The following is a 24,034-nucleotide window of genomic DNA, read 5'->3' on the forward strand; positions in this document are numbered from 1 at the left end:
CTAAGGGACATCCCATAGGCTTTTTTTACGTGTTTGCGAAGATTTAAGAAAATTATGATTTTTTAAAGGTTAACTCGGTTAACTTGGAAATAGAAAAGGAGCCCAGCGGAATAATATATATATTATTATATTATTATATTATTAAAGTAATATAATTGTCTGATTATTAATTCTCAGTTTCATTCTTAGAAATAGATCTTTTTATAAAAAAAGAGTTTGCCCATTGTTCCAAAGTAATCCCATGTTTCTCTATAAATTTATCAGTTTCATCGTTCTTATCAAAAATAAATAACTGTCTATCCTCTTCCTCATCTACTGATTTACCACCTGGTAAACGACCATAATTGTATTCATTAGGAGAAGCATGAAGCAATCGTACATACTCACCAGAAAGAGAACAAGCTCCAGCAAGAGCAGTATTATCAATATTCTCTGGAGCAAGCGCACCATAGATCGCACAATGAGTCATTTCTGCATTAAGCTTGTCACATAATCGGCACGTCGGGTATATTCTCTGTTTCATTATCATTTGGATAAAACCTCCATTATTTGTTCTGTTGAGATTATCATATAACGGAATTTCTAAAACTCAAAATATTTTATTCGTAAAAAGTATACGAATATATATAAGAAATTATCTTATATTCATAACGAAAATAAACAATATTAAACATTGCAGATTTGAAATCGTAGGATAGAACCTACTTAAACCGATCACATATAGCATTTAAAATTAGATAGCCTAGAATATTCAATAAAGGACAAGTTCCCTAATACAAGTCCCACAGAGGAGAGATAAATTTATGTATACTATCAATCAAAAAGAAAAACGGACAAAAGCTATCTATTTTAAGATAGGAGTAGCTTCAATAATTCTTATGTTATTTATGACTTTAGTTGTAATGGGACTTAATAATTTTTGCGACCGGCTTATAGATTTTGATAACATCAATTTGCAAACAATTGTTTTCTTTATTTTGCTCTTAATTGTTCTGCCTCTATTTCATGAAAGTATACACTGGGTTCTACTTAAAAGAGGTAACGAATCAGGAAATATTAAATTCCGTTATAAATCAGTTACTTTTGACGGGAAAGTATCCAAACTAAGATATACCTGTCAGATTATATCTCCGTTCATATGGATATCATTCTTTCTAGCGCTCATTACGTTTTATTCTCCAGGCTATGAAGGGATCTTTGCTTCATTCATCCTTGCTTCACATGCCGCAGGTTGCAATAGTGATTTATACTCTTTTTATATTTCGCTAAAACATTGGAATCAAATTTCTTATATCACTGATGATGATGATCATGTGTATTTTCATTTTCATGAGGATTAGTAATCAAGCGTTACGCTGCCATTAGCTTAACAACAATAAAAAAGGGAAAGCAATGAATTCAGCTTTCCCTTTTTTAGTTTCTACATAGTAATTTATTTAAAAATTAAATACCATCTGCCCCTCAGAAACGTTATACGACTTTTTCCTCTTAGTCACTGGTGTCTTTCCTTCAACAAGAAGTTCCAGCTTCCATTCGTTATCTCTCATAACATTTGATTCAACCGGCTTAGTTGTCAATGCTAACAACCAACGGCGGAAATCGATATCGTTTAACTGTACCTTACTAGGATCCCAATGCAGTTCATAAGGTTCCAAGAAAGATGTTCTTGTTACAGTTAACCCATCAACCCCTAGATCAATGTTATTGGATACATACTCAATTTGTTGTTCAAAGCGTCCATACATATCTTCTGGAGCGATGGAGTGTGCCCAAGATATTAACGCTTCTTCTACCGTTGTTCCAAAATACGTAGAGATAGTAGGAAGTTTATCAATAAGAATGTCTTCTTCTAAACCTGTTATTACTGTTGTTGGAGTAATAGGAACCAAATGTGTAGGCGTAACAGACATCTTGCCCCAAATGGATTCAGCACTCTCTACTCCAGCAATATTGTTCCCTACAAAGCGTTTAGCAAGTTCATTCGCCAAACTTCCTCCGGAACTTTCCGTTAAGGCAGCAAGACCATCCTGACTAAACTGTCCTTCTAAAGCAAGCGCTGTAACCATTTTCGTGGCCATAAGATTGATCGCTAATTCCTGCATCGTACCTTTATAACCGCTATATACAGTTTCGCATAGCGCCTGCTGACCAATTCTCCAATGTCGCCGGCTTGCTTGACGAACAATAGATAATCGATACCCCGTTTGATAAAAATAGAGTGACGGGAAATTCAGAAGATCTAAACCTGTACTCACCAAAATTGGATTCGTGAGCATAACTTGAATTCCTTCTTGTTCCCGCTCCGCAATCCAAGCTTCCCGTAGAGGCCCATCTACACTGGATTCTAGAACACCTGTTTTGATTCCGCGCTCCTCAAATAAGGTTTGTAAGCGCTCGAGTGTACCCAGCTTTCCAGTGTACGTAGCATAGACTCCAACTTTCCGTCCCGCTTTGATCCTTGCCCTAGCGAATTTGATCAGCTGAAGTTCTTTTGGATATAACAACCGATCGCTAAGTCGATATCGCGGCGAGACAATCTCTTCTCCTGTGTCAGGATGATAGACACCTTTAAAGTTGAATGGTACATCTGGATAAGATAAAAGTGTATTAAGTAAGCTACCGAGTAAGACAGGTTGTCCACCTGCCTCAATTTCTTTCTGTACAGCTTTACGCAATAGATCAGATACTTCATTCAAGTTCTTTTCCAAATACCACGAGGGAGCTAATAATCGAATACCCTTCTTCACTATTCGTTTAGTTCGTCCTGGCTTTCGCTGAATTCTCGTTGTACAGGATACAAAGGTTCTTTCTCCCCCAAGCTTAACGTTCAAGGGCCCTTCCTGCAGCTCCGGTAAAACTTCGAACATATCAGACATCTGAATAAAGCAGGCGACGTCACTTAGCATGTCCGTGAAAAGCTGAGGTGCAGCTGCCGGCAATTCCTTTACACTAGTTCGAACAGGAGATCCATTACTGGATGAATTCAATGCATTATCCTTACGAATTTTAGTTACCCTTTCTCGTACGCCATAAAGATCGATCCATTTCCCAACATCGCCCCAATTAAACCCCATTTGCTTCAAACGCTGTGGAAACATACGAAAAATAAGCTCAAATAGGTTACTAGCATATCCATTGAGCAGTGTGCCGGTCATTGCAATGGACCGTTTCGCACAACCAATTAATACATGAAAAGCATGCGCTTGAGCGCTTCCACCCGTAAGTTCGTGGCATTCATCTCCAATAGCTAGATCAAATTTATTTTTGAAATAACGCTTAAAGAGGTTCGCTGGTGACACTTTACGAGGAGCTGGACCTACTGGCTTTTTCGCTAGCCCTAAGTAGCTGCTTTGATCATGATTCTTCGCCGTCCACAAGGAAGCATTACATTTACGATTTCCCATCTCATAAATAGGTCTCTTTTTAATAGATCCATCCAGCTGTGACTCCTCTACATGTCGTGTGGCCTTAACATAAGAAACCAAATTGGAACAATATAGATTATTTTTACGCCGAGTCGGCTTTCCCTGTTTATTAAAGAAATCTTCGTACTCCATCGGTACTAGATCTCTCTCTTCTTCTTTCATGAGTAAACCACCACAATCCGGACAAACCCATCCCTTAAAGGCTGTTTTTGTAATAGGTTTATCCTCGCTACCTCCCTTTGGGATACAGGTATACGTACGATCTACCCACTTAGCTGCAGGAGCATTAACATATCCTAATTTGGCTGTATCCCTTGCAATAATATAGACCTCTATCTTTGTAGGAGCGGTCTCCATTTTTTTGCTATCTCTTAAGTGGATAACATCAACATAATTATTCAAAAACTGGACTTCAAATAACTCTTTATTTAGGAGAAGTCCAACTTCACGCTTTGTTTTCTCAATGAGATGGTTTGGAACCATATATATTACGCGACCTCGACCATGCAGAACTTCTGAGAGCAGTGCGAAAAAGGTAGCAATACTCATAGCCGTTTTACCGGTGCCTGGTTCACCAATAAGGAAAAGATTACGTGATTTACGTAGACCTTTAATCAAAGCAGTTACAAGGTGAGCTTGGGACTTAAACAAAGGCCGCTTAAAATGATTAAGAATCTCAAGCGGTTCATCTCTCCCTGGGTGATGGATCGGCACATACTCTTTATCCAAACGCCGGATTAAATCCGCTCCGAACATAGATAAATAATCCCCTATGTTTTCAATGTCCATCAGTGTATTGAGTTCTCCCGCTCCTATAACCCCATCTTCTGTCTCAAGCTCTGCTTCGTTTCCCTGCTCTTGAACACCTGACTGCTGATCATTGATCTCTAATAGCTCATCTTGGCTTTTTTCCATAACTGCAGGATAATTCAAATTAGACAACCTCCTGTACTTGTTCATCTTCTGTGAGTATTAATGCGCCAGTCTGAAGACCAAATGAAATACAGCCATCAAGCACATCTTCCTCAACCAGTAATTCATAAACAACCAATTCAGGATTATCATTTGAAAAATCATGTACGTTCAAAGGAACTAAGCCTTTACTTTTTATTAGCTGCTCATAGAGATAAGGTGTCCACTCTTCAAGCAATGGTGTCTCATAATACGAATCAATGGTCCAAAAAAGCTTCTCATGAATGTTCCCATCCCATGCGAATATGATATAGCCATCTTTTTGGCGTTCTAATACCTTTTCACTCACGACTAACCCAGTAACAAAAGTATCATCCTCGCGTAAAGACATATGCTTATATTTTCCGGATGGATAGACATAAAGTGAGTTCTTATCATAATCTTTTTCGCCAATCCGTGGTGCATGAGATATACGGAAGAAAACATCACTTTTCTTCCGAGAATGATGAAATTGAGCAAACATCGCCTGCACTCTGGAATCAATATCAATGACGTTTGCATACACCAACTCATTCTGTTGCTTTCGATCTTTCTCATTTACCTCACGGGTTACAATAATAGAAGTATGTGTTTTTACATAAATATCTTTATGCTTAAACTCCATGAATTTCATATTTTCTATTCCTCCAGATTCGTTCTTTTTTAGCTTTGAATAGTACGAATGTTGCCATACCGATCTACAATTTTAAAAGTAATCGTAAACTTTTCACGTTCGGTAATTACGGTTTCATTGTCTGTTACCTCGGTAGTACTAATACTCTCTTTTGACAACCCCTTTAAGAACATGAAGAAGTTTCCCACTTCCCACTTTTCCGTTCAGTTTTCCAGAAGCCATTCTAAGTACTCTGTGCATTTCTTTGTCTGGGAGGAGCGGCTGCAGTCGTTCTGCAGGCTTCTTAGGGGTTGACCATTCCATCCCTTTACGAGTGAGTGAAGACAAGCGTGATACCTCTCTCACATGATCTACGTCGATATGACTCGATCGAAATAGCTTAGGGCTAATGTTTCCAGGAAACACTTTATATAGCGGGGCCTCTGCCCTTGGAATACGTTGTAGTTCGCTTCCCTCAAGCATTAATCCCAAGATTCGCTGTACCTCATTCCTATCAATATATTTAGTAGCCCTCTTTCTTCCGATCGTATACACCTGATTGAAGGTATCGTCATGGGAGGCATATACACGGATATCATCCAAGTTGGCCACCAAAATATTCACTATATCTTTGGTCATACGACCACGAGGGATATTAAATATTAGGATTCCATCCACAGCAACATAAGGAAAAAGCTGCCGAAGAAACCGCTTTTCTTTACGCTCCATCTTCGATTCTAACGTCTCGCTATCGTTATCATAGGGAGGATTAAGATACATGAGTCTAAAGGTATCTCTGCTGATACGACACTCTTCATATCCCCCATATAGAGCGTAGTTCGCACGTTCTCGAAGTTCGAGATACTTCTCTTCATTTGGCTCAATCCCGAAGGTTACCGCCTCAGTGCCTTCTGTCATGACATTCAATGCATTTCCACTACCGGCACAAAAGTCGGCTACAGAAAATGCGGATTTCGGAAATTGAAGAAGAGTACGAATACACAGCGTATCCTGATCTTTAGTCTCAAAATTGCCCATTCTCACTTTGTTATGAATAACCCGGTCAAACATATCTTTCATCTGATTGGACGACATCTATTTCCCTCCTAATTTTTAGCCAAAAAAAAGAGCTGCAGCATGAAGCGCAACTCTTTAGGCATCCTGTTATAGTAATCCCACACACCATTGCTACTACTAAGCCCTTGTCATAGGCACGGAAGTAAAACTGCAGTTACCGATGGATCACCTTCTAATGTCAGATACCCAGGGTTCTTCGAACCACTCACTCGGATCTGAACATTTTTGGTTTCTCGGTTGCCCAGAAGTAAGGCTTCACGTAGATACTTTCCATTAAATTTCATGACGGGGAAAGAAGCATTAGCATCTAAAATAGCTGTAGGAAATCCTTCTGTCAGTGCACTATTTTTTGATTGAGTATGAACAACAAATTCTCCTGTTGTATCAACTTCAAGCGTCACACGATTATTTTGAGCATCCAGTGACAAAGCTCGATAAAGTGTCTTATCCAGCTCCTCCTTAGATAAAGTAATCGTGATTCCCTGGTCTATCCCCTTAAAAGCTACAGAAAGATCAGGAAAAGTCGCATCAATCAATCTACCAAAATAGACAATGTTTTTATCTCTCAGGATTAAGTAAGTACTCGTTACTGCGAGTTGAATCGCAACCGAGTCTTTTAATGAATCCACAATCTGTTTAAAGTTCTGTGCAGGGACAATTGAGGACAGAAACGTTTCCGGAGTATCTATAGGGATGTCCGAAACAAATCTACTAATCCGATGACGATCCGTTGCTTGGAATCCTAATTTTCCCTCATGATTATAGATATGTATACCATTCAGTGCGGGTGTTTTTTCATCCGTAGCTGTAAAAAGTGATGTAACAGCAGCTCTTCGAAGAGTCTCTAATGAAATAGGGATCATATCTGTTTTCCCCAAGACGGGAAGCGCAGGGAATTCATCAGAGTCTAAGACACTAAGATTAGCCTTACCACTCTTTCCATATTGAACATGCACTGATGATTCTTTTCTTGTCAGCGTCAAACTACCAGCAGGTAACCGCTTAATAAGTTCGATCCCTTCTTTTGCTGGGAACAAATAACTCCCCTTTACCCCACCTGTATTTTTTACCTCCATCATCTGCAGCACGGATTGACTAACGTCTACAGCCGTAATGAAAAGAGTATCACCATTCAAGTCAAACTTTATCGTTTGCATGATAGGGATAGCGCTCGATTTAGGTATAACCTTCCCGCAGATTGTTAGTGCATTCATGAGGGCACCGTGATCTACTACAAAAGCCATCTCACTCGTTACCGCTACTTCTTCTTTTTCATCCAACTGATTTTCATGACGCTGCTCCAAAAGTATTTCCATTACTATCTTCCTCCCAGTTTTTAGGCACAAAAAAAGCCATGGAAAATAAAAAAAACATACCTGTGGCATGCTTCTTAATCTCCATGGCAAATTCTATGCCTGTTATTTTTTTATCCGTTAACCGGATATACTCCTTCACTCGCCGAAAAAGTAGACGGCGGTGAAAATAAATACCTTTCGTAATATCCGTATTATAACAGTTCAACGTCTTTACAATCAATATAAATGGTTCTCATACCTATAAAATAAAGATACCCTCTTTTTGAAGAAGGTATCTTTATTAATTTATGAGTTACCAATGATTCTCTTGGGTGGTTCTAATCCTTCCGGAATCGAAATGTAACAGCGCGTTAGAAGAAATCCAATACAATTGACCTGCATGCCTTCTAACAGACTGTACCCATTTTTAGTAGATACCAGTGAATATACATGATATTCTTTGAACTCTTCGAGAATCATTTTTAAATGTTGCTGTGTTAAGCCAGTCCATACATTCCCGAAAAAACTTTGATCGTAACTTACCCGCTTCACGAAAAGTGGATGTGTCACCGCTGTTTTGTTCGAAGATGGAGGTATGACTACGTTAGCTTTGTTAATGAATGTGTCAAAATGGTACTCGATAACCAACTCTTGTATCAAGGATTCTGTCATTTCCCCATAAAAGTTGAATAACCTTCCATGACAATACTCAGTTAATACAGTGATACCATCCATAGTACACCAGATCATAACATTCTCACTAACCTCTAAACCTCTTGACCGGAGCATCCCCTCACATATAAATCCAAAACGTCCTAACTCGAATCCAGAAGAGACTTGTGAAGCAAAATCGATCAGTTGACGCTTCGATTCATCGGCGGCTTGCTGGACACTGAGTGGATCAGTAGAGCGAGGTAGATATAGCGTAATTTCACTTTCACTTTCATTCTCTTTAATATCATAGTAGATATTTAATTTTTGACAGAGAGCACGAACGGCATGAACTGAAGGATCATCTATACCATAATCTATATGGCAAATCGACCAGTCCCCTTCGTGATAGGCAGAAACAAATGTTGTGAGAATGTCAGCTACATCTTCATCTACAATATCAAATCCGAATTTAAAATCAGCTGATAGGAACATTCTTTCTAATTGCTTTATATGTTCTTTATTTATATAAGTCTTGGGTAACTCTTTAATTTCTATATTTTCTATGGTCATTGACACTATTATCACTCCTGCTTCTTTTTATCACTCCAGCTTAAATCTCGTTTACAGATTCTTTTCCATTTCCGTCCGAAATACAGCTACTCGAAGTGCCTGTAACTCTTGACGAGAAATGTAATCAGGGATTGCCTGAGGAAGGGCGTTTGATTACCAACGCCTCTCCATAGGGGGAAAGTTAAGATGAAATCTAATAAAACTCAATCACTCTTAGTTCATTCACTACCAGTTTAATTTTCCTATCTCGAATAATAAGACGATACTTAAGCATCGAAGTTGAGCTATGCTCAGTGTTGTCGCCAACTTCATATTCCCAGAATCCATCTTCATGCTCACTTATGGTTCTAAAAATATCTTTCACTACATCCTTTTCCTTAATAAATTTTTTCAGTCTGGATATAGACAACGGATATCTAACAATCACGGGATGCAATCTCGAGAATGGAACTAAATCCTTTATTAAGGTATTAGCATTTTCTAGTCCTACGTTATGAGCTGTATTGGTTTCCTGTGAGATATTAGAGCATAAACCCCGTTCTACCCTTTTATTTTTATCTGAGCTAATGCCAACAATCTTCATGACCATATTCAAAAGTGTCATCAGCGTTCACATCCTTTCATATTTACTATTTCAGTGGAGATCAATTGCACAGCTTATCACTCCATGAACCCCAGCTATGCAAAAGCGCTACCGGTCCATATGTACTCTTTCCGTCAATTCCCATATACAGCAGATATCGAATTCCTTCTACGGTACCTTTATAGTCACTCGGCTGTTTCTCATATTCTGAGTACAACATGATGGGTTTGATTTGTAGATCTTCAACCTGGTTATTCATGTTCATCTCTTGAGCTGCTGCAGTTCCTACGCAGATATCAATAATCTCTCCATATGTACTAACTAAAGCATAGGTATACATGTTTTCCCCCTAGAATGTTCGATTATTTAATCCAGCAGCAAAAATTATTTGCTTGTCACAGAAATAGCTTCTGATCCTTTTTATTCATTAACTCCAATCATTACGAAGCTTTTGTAATGATTCTGAAAAGGACTCACTCCCATCGAAAGCGTACGCCCATATTTCTTCACTAAACACTAATACCTCTCCGTCAACGGCTAAATGATAAAGGGTGGCTGATCCATCCTCGGTTGTATATTCACTACTCTCTTCATCCAAGGAACCATGCTCTTTAAGATAATTGGTAATGATGATTTCAACAGTGGATGTGAAAGGAATGAGTTCTAACCCATGAACAGTACAACGAGCAATACCACCATCGATGATTTGCAAAAGAAACATTTATATTCCTCCTATGACAAGCCCCTTTCACCGCGGGGACTGTCTTATACTTCCCCGCGGCAGGGAACAACAAAAAGAAGTGATTGCTTAGCAATTCACTCCTCTTTATCTCCTATCAGATGAGGGTAATTGACCCTCAACCTTATCTTTAATAGTCCACTTTAGCGGGGATCGTTAAATGATCTCTCTAATCAGGACTGTAAAAGTTGTTTATTAGTCAAAACGTACCGATTAAACTTTGGAACAAGTTGACTACTCCAGATTCAAGCTTTATCTCTTAAAATGGCAGGTCATCGTCAGATATTTCGATCGGTATACCATCTCCACTAAAAGGATCCCCCATATAGCCATCAGATCTGCTACCAGAAGATGAGTTATTCTGATTCGCTTGCCGACCTGCAGAGTTCCCTCCGGAACTGTTATTAGCAGATTCTAAGAAACGAACGTTATCAGCGACAACTTCGGTCACATATACACGTTTACCCTCTCTATTCTCATAGTTCCGTACTTGAATACGACCTTCTACAGCGCATAAACGGCCCTTTTTCAAATAATTAGCACATGTTTCTGCAAGCTGTCTCCAGGTCACGACAGGTATGAAATCTGCTTCACGTTCACCATTTGGTCCAGTGAAATTACGATCAACAGCAAGGGTATAGGTCGTTGTTGCTACACCGGATGGGGTGTATCTGAGTTCCGGATCCCGAGTGAGTCTACCAATAAGAATTATTCTGTTTAACATTATCTATCAGCTCCTAATTCAATCTATTCAATCATCGCGGTCAACTGAGGCAAATAGCCATTGTCAACGAGATCGTCGATTCCCTTGCCTAAAGTTATATCCCACATAGCCAGGCTTAAAGACATATCTGTGTTCTTTGCAAAAAATTCTGCGCATAGTCCTAGTGTCTGTTGTACCTGTGGTGTGGTAACAATGTCGGCATCAAATGCAATCACTATATGTTTGCATCCCAGCTCTTTCAATACATCCAAGATCAAACTGTAGGTTCCTATCCCGGGAAGTCCTATAAAAGGTTTGAGTAAAGCTTCAGCCCCTTTATCAGCTTTTATCGGACCTTCAGTTATCCATACTTCAGAGCAATCTATAATGTCGGTTGGCATTTCTCCAATGTTCCAGTACGGAAGACATGGGGTCGGCAAGGCTAGATGATAAGGGAGTGGATTACCAATAGAGGAACCGTTTTTCTTGGAACCGCTACTCCACCACCAGTACCGCAGACCTTGCTTGAGTACAACACTGAATACAAATTGCTTCGATTTTGAATAACATTCTTTCTTGTCCTTCTCTGTAAGGATGACTTCTAGCTCTTTACCCTGAACATAGAGTTTGCATCTAGCACGCCGCATCCCGAATTGATTAGGTTCTAGTTCCTTCATGATTTCGCCCTTAATCGCACCTTCCATAACGAGTTCAAGCGGTGGATCATCTACACGAATCTGCCAGCCTGTAATTTCATTTGTTATTGATCGGAACGGAATCATTAGCCCAGCAGCTCCAGCCATAGTCCAATAAGAACTATAGGTTCCTTCTTTAGCGAAAAAGCCAGGAACGCCTAATAAATCATTCTGATCACTCACACGATTGATTACAGCTTTAGCAATTTTATGTCTATTCGTACTTGGCATTGTCCGGTATTGTCTTAGCTGGATCTCCTTATCAGAGAACTGGCGGATATTACGTAGATGATAGAGATGATCACTCGACAGAGACATTTCTTCGATCATCGTGCGATAAACCGCATTCAGGTGAGAATTAGATTTTTTGTCTATCGACTCATCATACATAATCTCCACATTCGTCTTAGGAAGTGCATCCGGATCAAGATAATGCTTATACTGACGTCCCATAGTCGTATCAATATAATCATCAGAAGGTACCCGCATACAGCGCACGATGGTTTGTTCATGGTTAATGGCACACCAACCTTCATGGCCGCAGATCGGACATACTGACTGTATCTCGTACCATCCAGGTTGCTTACGAAGGCTACGTAATTTCATTTTTATGTTCCCCTCCTATTTTTAAATTCAATTCCTGTTGCCTTTCTATCACTAATATTTTTTTGCCTTCAGAGAGTACACCGTAATCTGCTGCCTCTCCCGCCAAGAGAGATAGAGCTTTCATACAGAGTAAGAATCTAAGATTAAACCCAGTTTTAGATTTATAACGTTTTCCAGGATTGCATCCAAAGGTCTGGAAAGCATAAAAAAAGACACATTTCATAAGAAATGTGTCTTCAGGTTCATAACGGGCATCAAAAAAAGGACATACTTATAGCGTATGGCCTTATAGCGTCCATTATTTTACCTATCGCCTCTCGGCATCCCACTCTTCGCTGATATCGGACTGCGAAGAAAATAAATTGATTTCGTAATGTTTAGATTATAGCACCAGATCAGATTCGGGTAAACAGATAATACTAGGGCAAAAAAAAGAGCACCCCAACTTCGGAAGGTTTCCTAAGCTGGGGTGCTCATTGCGTGCATATAAGGTTTGATCAAATTTTAGCATAACATCACACTCATAGCAAGTGGCGCCATTCGATTAATTCTTCCAAAATTCTCTTTACTGAAAAAAAATATTATGCTATATTCGAAGTGCGTGCAAGACTAGGGATAGGTCTATCCATTTATAAAAAATGGAAGATTTTTAACCCTTTATTTTGTCGCACACAATTTTAATTGTGTGTTTTTTCAGTTTAACCAGAGTATCAATTTTTGATGAAAATGTTTTAGCTGCTACCAAATATATGAGTAAAATAAATAGAAAAAAAGTCCCTATCGCGAGTACATTTAATCTCTGCGGCCGCCAAGCGTCGAGAATAAATGTTAGAGGAATAGGAACTTCACTTATTAGTATTTGTGATTTTATTCTATCACAGACTTTTTGAAAAGTGAAGTGCCTACTCTTCTTCAATGTTGCCTTTTTTTAGGGACGTAAAAGGAGAGTTTTTTTATGCTTGAAAGGAACCTTAAGGGTACGAATTATAAGCTAAGCTACTATCGTTATCGTCAAACAGGTGCTGAGGAATCAAAAATCCGTAGAGTTGGAAATGCAGATCAAATCTATATGCAAAAAGAGATTGAAAAGATCTATATCACTGAAGATGAAGTGAGACGTTTTTCATTAGATAAACACGGGCAAGCCATCCCCTACGTAGACGGTCATATGACAATAATTAGTAACTACATATTCGATTACTGGGGGCATTTTTTATCTGCAGAAGGTATCGCACTCTATGGGCATCTCAAACGTTATTGTTATGGTGACAAGGATTACTGTTGGCCAGACCTCAACCTCATCTCTCAAAAGATGAATAAAAGCCGGAATACAGTAAAAAAATATATGACTATCCTTGAAAACTATGGTTTTGTTCTCATGTTTAACGTTCAGAATGCAGACAAGAACAATATGGAAGAAAGCCCTCTGTTCAAGGTGAGAAAAAAGGTCCCCTTCCTCCCTATGGATCTTTATGAGCAGCTGCCGGCAGAATTAAAGCTTGATCACGATCGATACATGCAATCCATTACAGAGCAGTTTGATCAGATTCTTGATCTGGACCCAGCTATCGATTATAGCGAGGTATATGAGGATGTAATTAGTACTGGAACTGTCGTACGAAAACGAAAAACTCCCCTTGAACTGGATAATGAGATGCAAATCCAGATTAAGATGCTAGAGAAGAGTATAACTGAAGATGATAAGCTTATTTGGAACGCAGCGCTTGAAATAATGAGTAAGAGAATGACCAAGCCATCATATGATACGTGGCTTAAAGGTTCCTTTTGTATTAAAAAAGGATTAGCGTACACTATATATGCTCAGAACGAATTTGTATCTAACTGGATGAAAGACAAATTACATACAATGATTCTAGAAGCTCTACAGCAGGCTGGAGCTGACTTTGAAAACATTGAATACAGGTATATCACTTCTGATGAAGTGTAAATGAAAGAAGAACTCTTGATATTTAAAGAGTTCTTCTTTTTTGATTCGAAATATTCAAGCCACAAACAGTAGATTAAGAATTGTTCGGTGAAAATAAAGTATTAGACTTCCGCTGTTATTGAACTAACAAAATTTCCTGTTAGCTTAATCCTTGATTGGGAATATCCCACAAAAAATAATGTCTTGAAAACTGTCGGGTTTCTACAATTATAGTCTGCTTATCATTCTCAAAGATAAGCCCTGAACCCATGTGGTCCTTAAAATTCCAGCCCTTTTCCTTCATAAATTCCTTGACAACATCATATCGAAATTCGCCGCTATTTTTCGAAACAAATCTGAGCTGTTTATCTGATTCAGAAAACTGTTCAAAATTGCTGTTTGTAAATTCTAATTTAGAAATGGAAACAAGTATCGTTACAGGGTTGCCCTCTTGTGACAAGGCACTTCCAAATCTGAATATAATAAAACCAGCCGCTATAATGAAAACAGAAAGCACAATCGTCAAAAATCTTTTCAATTACCATCCCCCTAGACCATTTCATTATTTAAAGATACGTTTCCAAGAGTTGTAAAGTTGCGTTGTCCTGCCCGTTAACCTAATAAAATGAGCAGACTGCGGTAGCCTGCTCAACAATAAGTTTTATTATTCAACTATCGTTCCCCGTTAGCTTAATGACTCGGAACCATCTTTGTCGCAAACTACAAATAGCATTGTGCCTAGCCAAGCTAAGCGTGATGGGGAGCATTTGAAGCTTACTTAAATAAGATATTAGTAAAGTAGTGGAGATTCATTTATTAATTGGAATTTCTTTGTCAAAGAAAACGATAGACGCGATTTCCTTATCATTTATAACATTTTCAAACGTTTTAATTGTAACCATTTGGTTACTCATGTAATTGCTTCTAGATAATCCGGTAAAAATGCTGGTAATTTCTGAGGTGCCATCTTTATAGTTTATCGTGATAGGGAAGTCATCCAAATATTCATTTGGACCAATTTCCTTAAATCTGCTGGCAGCATTAATCTCCTTCAATGATCCGCTATTAATCTTCAAAGTAATTGAAATTGGCGAGACAGAGATCGTTTTTAATATTGCCGTATAACCAAACATCGTAAAGCTTTGATCGATCTGATAAAGGGTCGAATACTCCTTAAATTCTAGTTTAAAACTGGTTTCCCAAGGACCAGGAATGATGGTTTTAAAATTGCCGGGAAACAGATCTGCAGCTTGTAAATCATAGAGTTTTAAATTAACCGTTTGATCTGCTAAGGAACTGTCGGTCATAATATTCATGATCAAGCTAATTTTATTGTCATTAGGATTTCCATCGTTGAGCACCTCAAATCCTGTACTGTGAAAGCTTTGATTTGTCGTAATCGAAGTATCAAAACGGTATCGCGCTGCATTTAGAACAGTGCCTTCTGGAGCAGTAAAGTCCATTAAAATATAGGTTAGATTGCCGTCGCCGATCACTTGCTTAAAAGTAAGCGATCCATACTCATTTTCTACGGTTTTGCCCACTACATAAGCGCCATTGGATAAATATTCCGTTTGCTCGTTATTTGCTGGTTTAAGAAATTTTATAAATGCTTCATCTAATCCCATATATGCCGCTGCGAATGCCGTTGTCGTTAAACAAACCATCAGCACGGTAGCCAGCACGGCATATCTTACAGGTTTAATAGGAGGAATTCTTCTTTGCCTTTTATGTTCAAACTGGGTTTGCATTAAAATGTTATGAAACATTTTTTCTTTTTGTTCGGTTCTTGGCGTAAGAGCTTCAAAAATTCGATTAATATTTTTGTTACTCAATATAATTCCCTCCCAAATCCATCTTGAGGCGTTTGCGGCCTCTGAATAGTTGCGTTTGGATCGTGCTTTCTTTGCGTCCTAACATTTCTGCTATTTCTTTTACCGTGTACTCCTCGAAATAGTATAGATATAATACAGTTTTGTATTTTTCGGGAAGTGAGAGCAGTTTTGCAACCATCTTGCCGGATGGCTCATCACCATTCCAAGAAGCAACTTCCGGCAAAGCGTCTAATGCCACACGACGGGTTGTCCACCAATTTTTAAGAACGTCTTTACAGTAATTTCGAGTGGTTACCATCAGCCATGCTTTTTCATGCTCGTGGTCATTGAAAAGCATTGGAGATTTAATTAGTTTTAGAAATACAGATTGAACAGCATCTTCAACATCAACGGGATTTTTCAAGTATATAAAGCAAAGTCTGTAGACTAGATCTGCACGCCGTTGATATAGTTCAGCCAATTCTTTATCCGTACGTAATAAAGAATTGCATTCCATTTTTTCGCCTCCTACATTCAACACGATTGATGATTCCAAAATATCTCATTACCCGGTTATATTTTTTTACATGAGACAGATTATGCACACTTGGACGATTTCCTTGTGTTTTTAAATTTCAAGACAAAGGACCCACCAAGGCGGATCCTTCTGCTGTTTTATTAAGCTAGCGTTTCCGTAATCGTAATGACTAATAGGTCGTTGCTTACAATTACGCCTACGCATAACTGCCCGTTAGTTGAACAAAGGGCTACCTCTCGGTAGCCCTCTCATTATTGAACTATAGTGTCCCGTTAGCTTAACGGTTGATTACTCGTCAATCCGCTCACCAGTGAGATTAAATAAATGTCCATATCTACTTTTAGCAACGGGTCCCATACCGACATCCTCCGTCTAATCATATAAAATCAACCCGTCAAAAAAACTACTATAGTCGACATACTCATCGCCCATGATGTACCAGACTTCCTTACCAGTGCTAGTCTGAAGCATGATATGGCCGCGTTTGTCGTCACCCAGGAATTTCACGTTGTCTCCAGGCTCCAGCGAAAAGGCTTCGTCCGTGCCATCTTTATAAAACTGCACAGCAATTTCCTTTTTGATCGTTAAAAGCGTCGGTGGTTCCATCGGATAAAAATCCTGTTGCTCTTCATGAAGGGAATGTTCGGCATCCAGACGGAATACCGAATCTCGGAACCAGGTTTGAAAATCGTCGCTTTCTTTTGCGCTGATCACTCTCCCGTGTCCGTCATACATCGAACTGTGTGCCGATAAATCGGGAAGCTCACCTATTTGCTTGAGGGTTTCGCCGTCATAAGAATAGAAAGATGTTGATCGTAAAAAGACCATTTGCGAATCCATTTGAAGTGCAATCTCGAAATATGGATCGTCAATATCCAGATCGACAATATCCAGATAAGGAAGCAGCTCACTGCCCACCTCCATTGTGATGTTATTCACCTTCAGGTTGAAGGCTCCTAATTCCGTTACCGGCGGTATTAACTGAATCTCTTCTTCACGACCATCTCCGTTCAGATCCACGTTCATCTTCTTCTGTTTAAAGGCCGAATCGCCTGTATAATCCCGTAAATGGACATCATCTGTATGAGATGGTTCGAGCTTATAGTCAGCGTATTTGAGTTCGTAGTCACTTAGTAGCGCCACGTTCTGTTTCTCCGTCGGGCTAAGATGCTCCTTGTAGGCAGAGTCAGCATGATACCAAGGCTTGGCGGCAAAGTAGTTTTGCAAATCCTTCTGTTTAAATACATACCCATGCCTTGCAAATATCTCGTTGCGCGCAAGCTTCAGAATTCGGTCGTCCAGACTGCCGATCTTTTCCGGGGAAAGTACCGTATTCGAGCTGTCTTTCAAAATATACTCTCGTATTGCAGCTGCAACAGTAGAAGGAGCAGCAGTTGTCTCACTTGCCGCAACTAGATTACCGACCGTTCCTTTAGCGGCTTTCTCTTTTTCCGCATAAGTACATCCGGAAACGATTAATGACAGGGCAATCCCCCCATATATAAGCCGAAACTTCCGAAAATCCATTTTGTTGACACCCGCTTCGTCATATGAATTCGATTTGATAATCGTGTATAAATGTACCATAAAGTGGAATCTAGCGTATAGAAAAAGCGAGTCTTCCACTTCTGAAGGATCCGCTACAGTTTATATCTCCTTTTTGATTTGAATGTTCACTAACCTGCCCGTGAGCTTAATGATCACTTGAATTATTTGTGACTAAAAAAATACATTCAAACCGCTCTACTCCTGGGTATTTTTCTCCCAAACTTGTTATCGAGAAACCATTTTTTTTATAGAAGCCAACAGTATCTTTATCGGTTTCTGCCTTTATTCTCACAATCTTTTTAGTTTTAATGAACTCATTTACCATTTCGCTGCCTATACCTTTACCACGATAATTGGGTTTAATTGCAATATGCTTAAGTTCTATTTCATTTGTTGATTCGTATATGACTCCAATTAATCCTACTAGCTCATCATTATTTAAACTCCCTACTAATTCCCGCGAATCATTGTCTATGTATGTTTTAAGTTCATTATCAATTCTTTCATCATTAGCCCACATACACTCAGCCATTAAAAGCTTCAATTCACCTAAGTCTTCATAATCTTTTAAACAAATCATAAGAAGCACCACTCCTTATTTAGATGATCTTACAGATGTTACGTATTCTTGACACATGTTAAGCTATCTTGCCTGTTGAATACAGGCAGCCGATCGAGTTGACTTGACAGGCTGCCATATCGTGTTTGAGCTAACGTTCCCAGTTAGCGCAAAGATACTATTGAACCTGATTAGCTAAATCAATTAGGTCGGACTCATCTAATTTATAATTGTTTAACTGATTAAGGTTCCCGTTAATATAATAAACAAATCGAGCCAAAAATCCTTTTTCACTTTCCCGCCAAATTGATTGACTGGTTTCGTCCTCTTCGTAATATGCTTGTTTCCCATTTTCAAGTTCAAAGGGTTGCTTGCCTTGCGAGGATATTTTCTCTGGTTCATCAATAACCTTGCTCAAGATATACCTTAATTCTTGCGTGGTCTGCTTGTTTTTATAATGAAAAATATACTGTTGAAGTACATCAGGATTATCAATTGCTATTTCCGTGCGAACTTCATTAACTTCAAATGGAAATCTATATGGTTCATTGAAATCATAGAGCATTGATTTACTTCTTTCTTCGGTTGGATTGCTGCTACTACATCCACTTATTAAAAAAATCATTACTAGAAAAGAAAAAGAAATATTCCTCATTGTTTCACTCCTTATTACTTTAACGAAAAAGGAAATATTTAGTTGCGCTAAACTGCCCGTTAGTTTAATGAAGCATAGTCAGTCAAACTCTATATTTTTCATTCTATATAAGATGAACTTAAGGATGATAGAAAGCAGATTATCAAATTCCTTGTGGAGTAAGGATTGGTGTAAATTTAGTACTAAGTTCTCGTCCGTTTAGGGCAATGGAACCAAGTTCTTGCCTCCGTCAAAGGACGAAAACTTGGTTCATTAAAAAACAGAGCTACTTTTCGATATACGAAAAAGTAGCTCTGTTGTGTACTTTACCTCTTCCCGATGAGAGTCTCACTTAACCCTCCATTTCGTGCATTTTAACCTACCATTTTCTCCTACTAAATAGTTTCTTACCAATTTTCCAAGCAGCGCCAATAGCAATTGCAGGAAGGACCACAGGAGCAGCTGCTCCAGTAACAGCACTGGTGATAGCCGCTCCTGCTGCGATTGCGGCTCCACCAACTGTAGTCCCTGCTACTGCTGCGCCGGCTGTACCAGCAGCACTTGCGATTGCTGCTCCAACTGTAGTCTGAGCTACGGCAGCTACAGCTGTGCCTGTAACATAGGCGGTCTCCGTTGATATTACAGTATCAGTGGCTACATTCTTAGCGGCTTCTTTTAGGTCGCAGTGTCGATACTAAAAAAGGAATCCTTATTACGTACAAAAAAAGCTACTATCATTTTTTTATTCATATTTAAAATTCACTTCAATATTTCATAATTCTGAAGAAAGAAGAAGTTGTTCTTCAGGATTTATCAAATTCTGCTTTAAAATCATATCATTCCCGCCTCTCAAATTTTGAGAAACTGCCTATGAAACATTGAAACGCCGCCTATCAATAATTGAGAATCGACGTATTTCAAAATTTGAGAGGCGGAAGATCAATATCATTCCCGCCTCTCAAATTTTGAAAGGCTGTGTCTCGTAATTTTATAAGCGATTATGCTTCTCAAAGGCTGAGATACCCTCTTTCAAAATCTGAGATAGCCCTTCTCAAATATTGAGTTACCCCCTCTCAAATATTGAGAAGAAATAATAAGAACTAAATAAGACTTATTTATTAATCCTTATAAATAAGAAGATCATTAAAAGAGTCATCAACAAAAAAAACGCACGGCTATTCAGCCGTACGTTTCAATTTATTATATTGATTAAGCAAATTATCTAAGTCTTTAGACTTCTCTAGCACCTCATCCGAAGCTAGTCCAGTTTCCAACCCTATTCTATTTAGTTCAGTTCTTTCATCCTCAATAATTGCTTTTAAAAGATTCAATGATTCATTCACCACTGAGTTTTCCCTCCCAGAATTAATGTCCTTGATAAATAGTCAAAGCAACTTTAATTCCAAAACTCTTTATTCTGGAGAATCTCAGAATCACTGAGAACTTTCCACCACTTCCGAAAAGCATCATTGATTGACTTTCGTTCATCGTTCATTGGATATGGGCCTCCAAAACGGGTGCCTGTAACCAAATAGGAATTTGATATTCCACGTTCTTCTAACTCATCCTCAATCCAAGATTCAAAGGCTCGTGCAAATAATTCGTGATCCCGCTTCCAGTAAGCTCCCCGTTCACATGCGTCCAGATAAAAAGAGCTATAGTTAGTAGGAATGAAATATTCGGTTGGAACTTCCCTTCCTTCTTGTATGAGCATGTTGCAGTACATGATTCCGATTTCTTTCCAATCTTTTGAATGAATTCGATAACGACTACTACTATTAAGATCTAACATCGTTTTGTTAATGTCGTAACTGTTTCTTACTAGGTAATCTTTGATACCTTGAACATAATTTGTTTTATTAACGGGTAAGGGATTAGGTACTTCAAAACGCATCAAGCCCTTTCCCTCTTTCATCGTAGTCATCAAGTTAGCAAAAGCATAACTGATATTATCAGGTAGGAATTTACCTGGCTGATTTCCGGATAAGGCCATTTGCTTACCATTCATATAATCATGAGAGTACGAATAAAGATTGAAGTCCAAAGCATGTGCCCATTCATGGCACTGAGAACCCCCACCTCTGAATTTTGTTAAATTCATCAAATTCTCTTTAGGTTCGAAATGAGCACTCGCGTTCCCACTTCCTCTAGCCCCAAATGCCAACCCTAACTTTCCATATAAAGATATTGATTTACGTGGGATCTGAAGAATAGCAGCCAAGTCCGCCCAAGCATTTCCGCTACTAAGAACATGGTAACGACCAGCTGCGTCCTCCATCCAGTTACCAAACTGAATCCCTCTAAAAGCATATTCCTCTATTAAGTCCTCTGGTTTTCGCACTCCTGACGGTTCATTAGAGAGTCTTATAACCTCTTCCGGTACTTTTCGCTCCCATTGATTCTTTGTCTTTGACGTATCCTTATTGCCTTTTTTCTTATTAGCCCAGTTCCACTCTTTACCTTCTTCTGAAGAAAAGGCTTTGTCCAACAGCTTCTCATAAGGTTTTGCGGCAGAATAGCCGATGAAAAGTGATTTAAACCTTTTTCCTAAAGAAAGCCAAAATCTATAATTCATTAATTCTGGATCAATTCCAACTTTACGTGGATTAGTTGAGTAAGCAGCCTTCCAGAACTCTCGCTTGATCTGATCAACCGTATCTCTAAACAATTGTTCTGTGGTTGCTTTAGAAAGACGTAATTTCAGCTCCTCAACCGCTTGGATAAAATACCTCCGTTGGTTAATATCATCTTCTGGGCGCTGACTCACCATGCCCCAAAGTAGCTTTACTCCGTAAGCAGCCTCAGAAGTAAACCCTACCTCTTTCAAGTTCTTAGCTTTGAAATTATCCAGCAGTTCATCTTTAGACACCAACTGATAGGCTTGCGCCGGATCTTGCTCAATGACTTTTTGCCACTCGCCTGAGAATTTAACAAGAACCGATAGATGCTTCTTAGCTCCTTGAAGCTCTTCTCCACAATCGTAGGCATATTCCTTGCTTCTACCACCTGCATGGCTTGTAGAGGGCTGTACAAGATTTAAAGCATGGGCCTTTTGTATTGATGATCCTAAAGAATCCTGAGAGAAATAATCAAAGAGTGATATTTGTTGCATTTCTATAAAACCTCCATAGGTCTCCCCGCCGTATGCGGGGAGATGTGTTTTTTATCTGCTCCGCATGAGCAAGGAAAACTATGAACGTGGGTATGATTCGAACTGTCATTTCAAGGACGTCAACTTACTCTTTTTATCTGCCATAATACGCTGAATAATCGCCGCGTCTTCCGATGTGAACTGGTCGATACCGCTTCCATAGGGATCAAATACCGGATTGCAAAGAAGACGCTGAAAACCTGATCTTTTCAGGCTAAGCAGTGCGTAGATTGCATCCCTAAAGCGTTGGGTGACAGGGAATCCTTCCACGGATTCACGCTGCTGAACCATGTGATAGGCGGTTAAGATTTCACTTTCACGCCACTCAATCTGTAGCCGCTTCATTGCTTGAAGTATGTGAGTTCTACAGTCGATGGTGAGATCACCGATTCCGCGGCCGATTTTAGCCGGCAACATTGAAGCTGCCGATCCTCCTTTTCTTTGCATTCCTACGATCCCTCCGTAGCGAATATCCTGTGCAATATTCTTAACAATGGAACGGAAACGATAGTATTTCTCGTACTCTGGATGCGTACCTTTAATTAAGTTCCCCATGCTTTTATCGTTACCGAGCGTACAAAGGTAGCAACCCATCCTTGAATTTTTACCACAGGCCATGATTGCATCGTTATCATTGACTACAGCAGCTCCTAAAGGGCATTCTGTACCTGCAGCTCCGCTATAAAAAGAGAGTAACTCAGTATTACGAGCCCCTTTCCGCCATGGTGCCCTGTGGTACGTAAGATACGTAACCACTTCCTGTCTCGTCCAGTCTCTGATCGGGCTGGCTGTACGAATGCTACTGACAGGATGACTACCGTAGAAGTCATCACCGAAAAACTTGGTGAGACTTCTTTTTCTTGTCCCGCTTTCATTGTCACGACTACCCAGCACCAAACATGTCTCCTCTGATCCTTCCGTAACAAATACATTTTCCAAAAATACGCGTGCTGGATTGATTTTCAATCTTCGTACACAATATTTGAAATTTACGGAAGGACTTTGGTAACCACGTCCGATCAAACACACCATTAGCGTTTCATCTTCTTTTGGTTCAACAATGTGATATTCGATCCAAGGGAAGTTTGTTCTTAGCGTATCGCGCAGTTCATGAATAATTTTTAAGACGCCAGGATTTTCAACCAGTGTATCGGCTGATATGACCCATATCTTCTTTGATGGATCCGGATTCTTCAGAGCATGCTCAAGCATTAGCTGAAGTGTCAGTCTCGAATCGATCCCTCCGGAGTGCAACAGACCAATGAGCGTGTGCTCATCATAGATTTTCTTAACTCTCTCTCTCGTAACTGCTAGTAGATCCTCATCCACCTTTTCCAGAACGTCCAAGCTCTCTCCCTCAGGAAGTGTTCTCTTATTTTTTTTGGTGTCTGATATAAGAACATCTAATTCAAAAATAAGCTGACAGCGATCCTCTGGGTATTGGATAGGTTCATAGTGTGCTCCATAGGGTGGGATGGTCTGTTGCAGATAAAGTTCTATCAGCAGACTGCATCTGTCCTGGAAGCAGTAGATTTGGAATTTGTGCTTAGGACTCTGTAAACTACTGTCCATATCACCATCGAGAAAAGCATCGATGGCAGCTTGCTCCGGTATAAAGATGCGAAATTTGTTTGACTCCATAAATGAAAAGAGTTTTCCTGCTACAGTGTCCCTTTTGAACAGCTTATCCCATGTGATTCTGCTGTCCGGAGGAATACAATCCTCTTGTGGTTGATCATCATTTAGAAAATGATGAAAAACATAATAGAATCCGTGAAAGAAAACCCCTGTCCAATCGCGAATCACTCCATGAAATAAAAAGCTTTCTTTTTCTAGGTAATCCCACACATCTGTAGCTGTTCCATTGTATTGCTTAAGTTTTTCGGTAACTGCTACCTTGATTTGATTCTCTGTAAACTCATAATGCTCCATAAGTTCTCCTTTTTTAGGGC

The 24,034-nt window shown here is 39.3% G+C and carries 22 protein-coding genes; 2 read left to right on the plus strand and 20 right to left on the minus strand.

The features are described 5' to 3' along the window. Positions 1-166 precede the first annotated feature (166 nt). Positions 167-529: a hypothetical protein gene (locus MKX60_RS29960; RefSeq protein ID WP_341061893.1), complete on the minus strand. Its 363-nt coding sequence runs from the start codon at positions 527-529 to the stop codon at positions 167-169. A 274-nt stretch (positions 530-803) separates the two neighbouring features. Between MKX60_RS29960 and MKX60_RS29965 the strand changes: the two genes are divergently transcribed. Then, on the plus strand, positions 804-1,340 hold the full coding sequence (locus tag MKX60_RS29965; protein ID WP_341061895.1) for a DUF3267 domain-containing protein: 537 nt from the start codon (positions 804-806) through the stop codon (positions 1,338-1,340). Between the two features lie 96 nt (positions 1,341-1,436). Here MKX60_RS29965 and MKX60_RS29970 read toward each other — a convergent pair whose 3' ends face one another. The 10 genes from MKX60_RS29970 to MKX60_RS30015 form a co-directional block, all read right to left on the minus strand. Next, positions 1,437-4,358, minus strand: a complete 2,922-nt coding sequence (locus MKX60_RS29970) for a hypothetical protein (RefSeq protein ID WP_341061897.1) — start codon at positions 4,356-4,358, stop codon at positions 1,437-1,439. A 1-nt stretch (position 4,359) separates the two neighbouring features. Then, positions 4,360-5,010, minus strand: coding sequence for a hypothetical protein (locus MKX60_RS29975; protein ID WP_341061899.1), 651 nt, complete (start codon positions 5,008-5,010; stop codon positions 4,360-4,362). A 138-nt stretch (positions 5,011-5,148) separates the two neighbouring features. Then, entirely contained in the window at positions 5,149-6,084 is a 936-nt protein-coding gene (locus MKX60_RS29980) for a DUF6094 domain-containing protein (protein WP_341061900.1), read from the minus strand. 110 nt (positions 6,085-6,194) lie between these two features. Beyond that, positions 6,195-7,382, minus strand: a complete 1,188-nt coding sequence (dnaN, locus tag MKX60_RS29985) for a DNA polymerase III subunit beta (RefSeq protein ID WP_341061902.1) — start codon at positions 7,380-7,382, stop codon at positions 6,195-6,197. 285 nt (positions 7,383-7,667) lie between these two features. Then, a complete protein-coding gene (locus tag MKX60_RS29990) occupies positions 7,668-8,591 on the minus strand; it encodes a hypothetical protein (protein ID WP_341061903.1) in 924 nt (307 codons plus the stop codon). Between the two features lie 187 nt (positions 8,592-8,778). Continuing rightward, a complete protein-coding gene (locus tag MKX60_RS29995; RefSeq protein ID WP_341061905.1) occupies positions 8,779-9,189 on the minus strand; it encodes a hypothetical protein in 411 nt (136 codons plus the stop codon). 40 nt (positions 9,190-9,229) lie between these two features. Next, a complete protein-coding gene (locus tag MKX60_RS30000) occupies positions 9,230-9,508 on the minus strand; it encodes a hypothetical protein (protein WP_341061906.1) in 279 nt (92 codons plus the stop codon). An 87-nt stretch (positions 9,509-9,595) separates the two neighbouring features. Continuing rightward, positions 9,596-9,889, minus strand: a complete 294-nt coding sequence (locus MKX60_RS30005) for a hypothetical protein (protein ID WP_280788530.1) — start codon at positions 9,887-9,889, stop codon at positions 9,596-9,598. 277 nt (positions 9,890-10,166) lie between these two features. Further along, positions 10,167-10,631, minus strand: coding sequence for a single-stranded DNA-binding protein (gene ssb / locus MKX60_RS30010; RefSeq protein ID WP_341061909.1), 465 nt, complete (start codon positions 10,629-10,631; stop codon positions 10,167-10,169). 23 nt (positions 10,632-10,654) lie between these two features. Further along, a complete protein-coding gene (locus MKX60_RS30015; protein WP_341061910.1) occupies positions 10,655-11,911 on the minus strand; it encodes a hypothetical protein in 1,257 nt (418 codons plus the stop codon). Between the two features lie 955 nt (positions 11,912-12,866). Between MKX60_RS30015 and MKX60_RS30020 the strand changes: the two genes are divergently transcribed. Beyond that, positions 12,867-13,859 (plus strand): helix-turn-helix domain-containing protein, encoded by a 993-nt coding sequence (locus MKX60_RS30020; protein WP_341061912.1) that lies wholly within the window; start codon positions 12,867-12,869, stop codon positions 13,857-13,859. A gap of 139 nt (positions 13,860-13,998) precedes the next feature. Here MKX60_RS30020 and MKX60_RS30025 read toward each other — a convergent pair whose 3' ends face one another. From MKX60_RS30025 to MKX60_RS30065, 9 genes are all read right to left on the minus strand, one after another. Beyond that, entirely contained in the window at positions 13,999-14,376 is a 378-nt protein-coding gene (locus tag MKX60_RS30025; protein WP_341061914.1) for a hypothetical protein, read from the minus strand. Between the two features lie 271 nt (positions 14,377-14,647). Then, positions 14,648-15,673, minus strand: a complete 1,026-nt coding sequence (locus MKX60_RS30030) for a DUF4179 domain-containing protein (protein ID WP_076300642.1) — start codon at positions 15,671-15,673, stop codon at positions 14,648-14,650. Continuing rightward, positions 15,666-16,169, minus strand: a complete 504-nt coding sequence (locus MKX60_RS30035; protein ID WP_076300641.1) for an RNA polymerase sigma factor — start codon at positions 16,167-16,169, stop codon at positions 15,666-15,668. Before MKX60_RS30035 ends, MKX60_RS30030 begins: the two co-directional genes overlap by 8 nt. A gap of 393 nt (positions 16,170-16,562) precedes the next feature. Then, positions 16,563-17,717, minus strand: coding sequence for a YARHG domain-containing protein (locus tag MKX60_RS30040; RefSeq protein ID WP_256716392.1), 1,155 nt, complete (start codon positions 17,715-17,717; stop codon positions 16,563-16,565). 166 nt (positions 17,718-17,883) lie between these two features. After that, entirely contained in the window at positions 17,884-18,318 is a 435-nt protein-coding gene (locus MKX60_RS30045; protein WP_076300639.1) for a GNAT family N-acetyltransferase, read from the minus strand. Positions 18,319-18,475: 157 nt separating this feature from the next. Next, entirely contained in the window at positions 18,476-18,952 is a 477-nt protein-coding gene (locus MKX60_RS30050) for a hypothetical protein (RefSeq protein WP_076300638.1), read from the minus strand. Positions 18,953-20,106: 1,154 nt separating this feature from the next. Continuing rightward, on the minus strand, positions 20,107-20,274 hold the full coding sequence (locus MKX60_RS30055; protein ID WP_341061916.1) for an aspartyl-phosphate phosphatase Spo0E family protein: 168 nt from the start codon (positions 20,272-20,274) through the stop codon (positions 20,107-20,109). A 53-nt stretch (positions 20,275-20,327) separates the two neighbouring features. Next, positions 20,328-22,043, minus strand: coding sequence for an LPD1 domain-containing protein (locus MKX60_RS30060; RefSeq protein ID WP_341061917.1), 1,716 nt, complete (start codon positions 22,041-22,043; stop codon positions 20,328-20,330). Positions 22,044-22,148: 105 nt separating this feature from the next. Then, positions 22,149-24,014 (minus strand): phosphoadenosine phosphosulfate reductase domain-containing protein, encoded by a 1,866-nt coding sequence (locus MKX60_RS30065; RefSeq protein WP_341061918.1) that lies wholly within the window; start codon positions 24,012-24,014, stop codon positions 22,149-22,151. Positions 24,015-24,034 lie beyond the last annotated feature (20 nt).

It is taken from the genome of Paenibacillus sp. FSL R5-0914, assembly GCF_038004525.1.
Lineage (GTDB): Bacteria > Bacillota > Bacilli > Paenibacillales > Paenibacillaceae > Paenibacillus_AQ.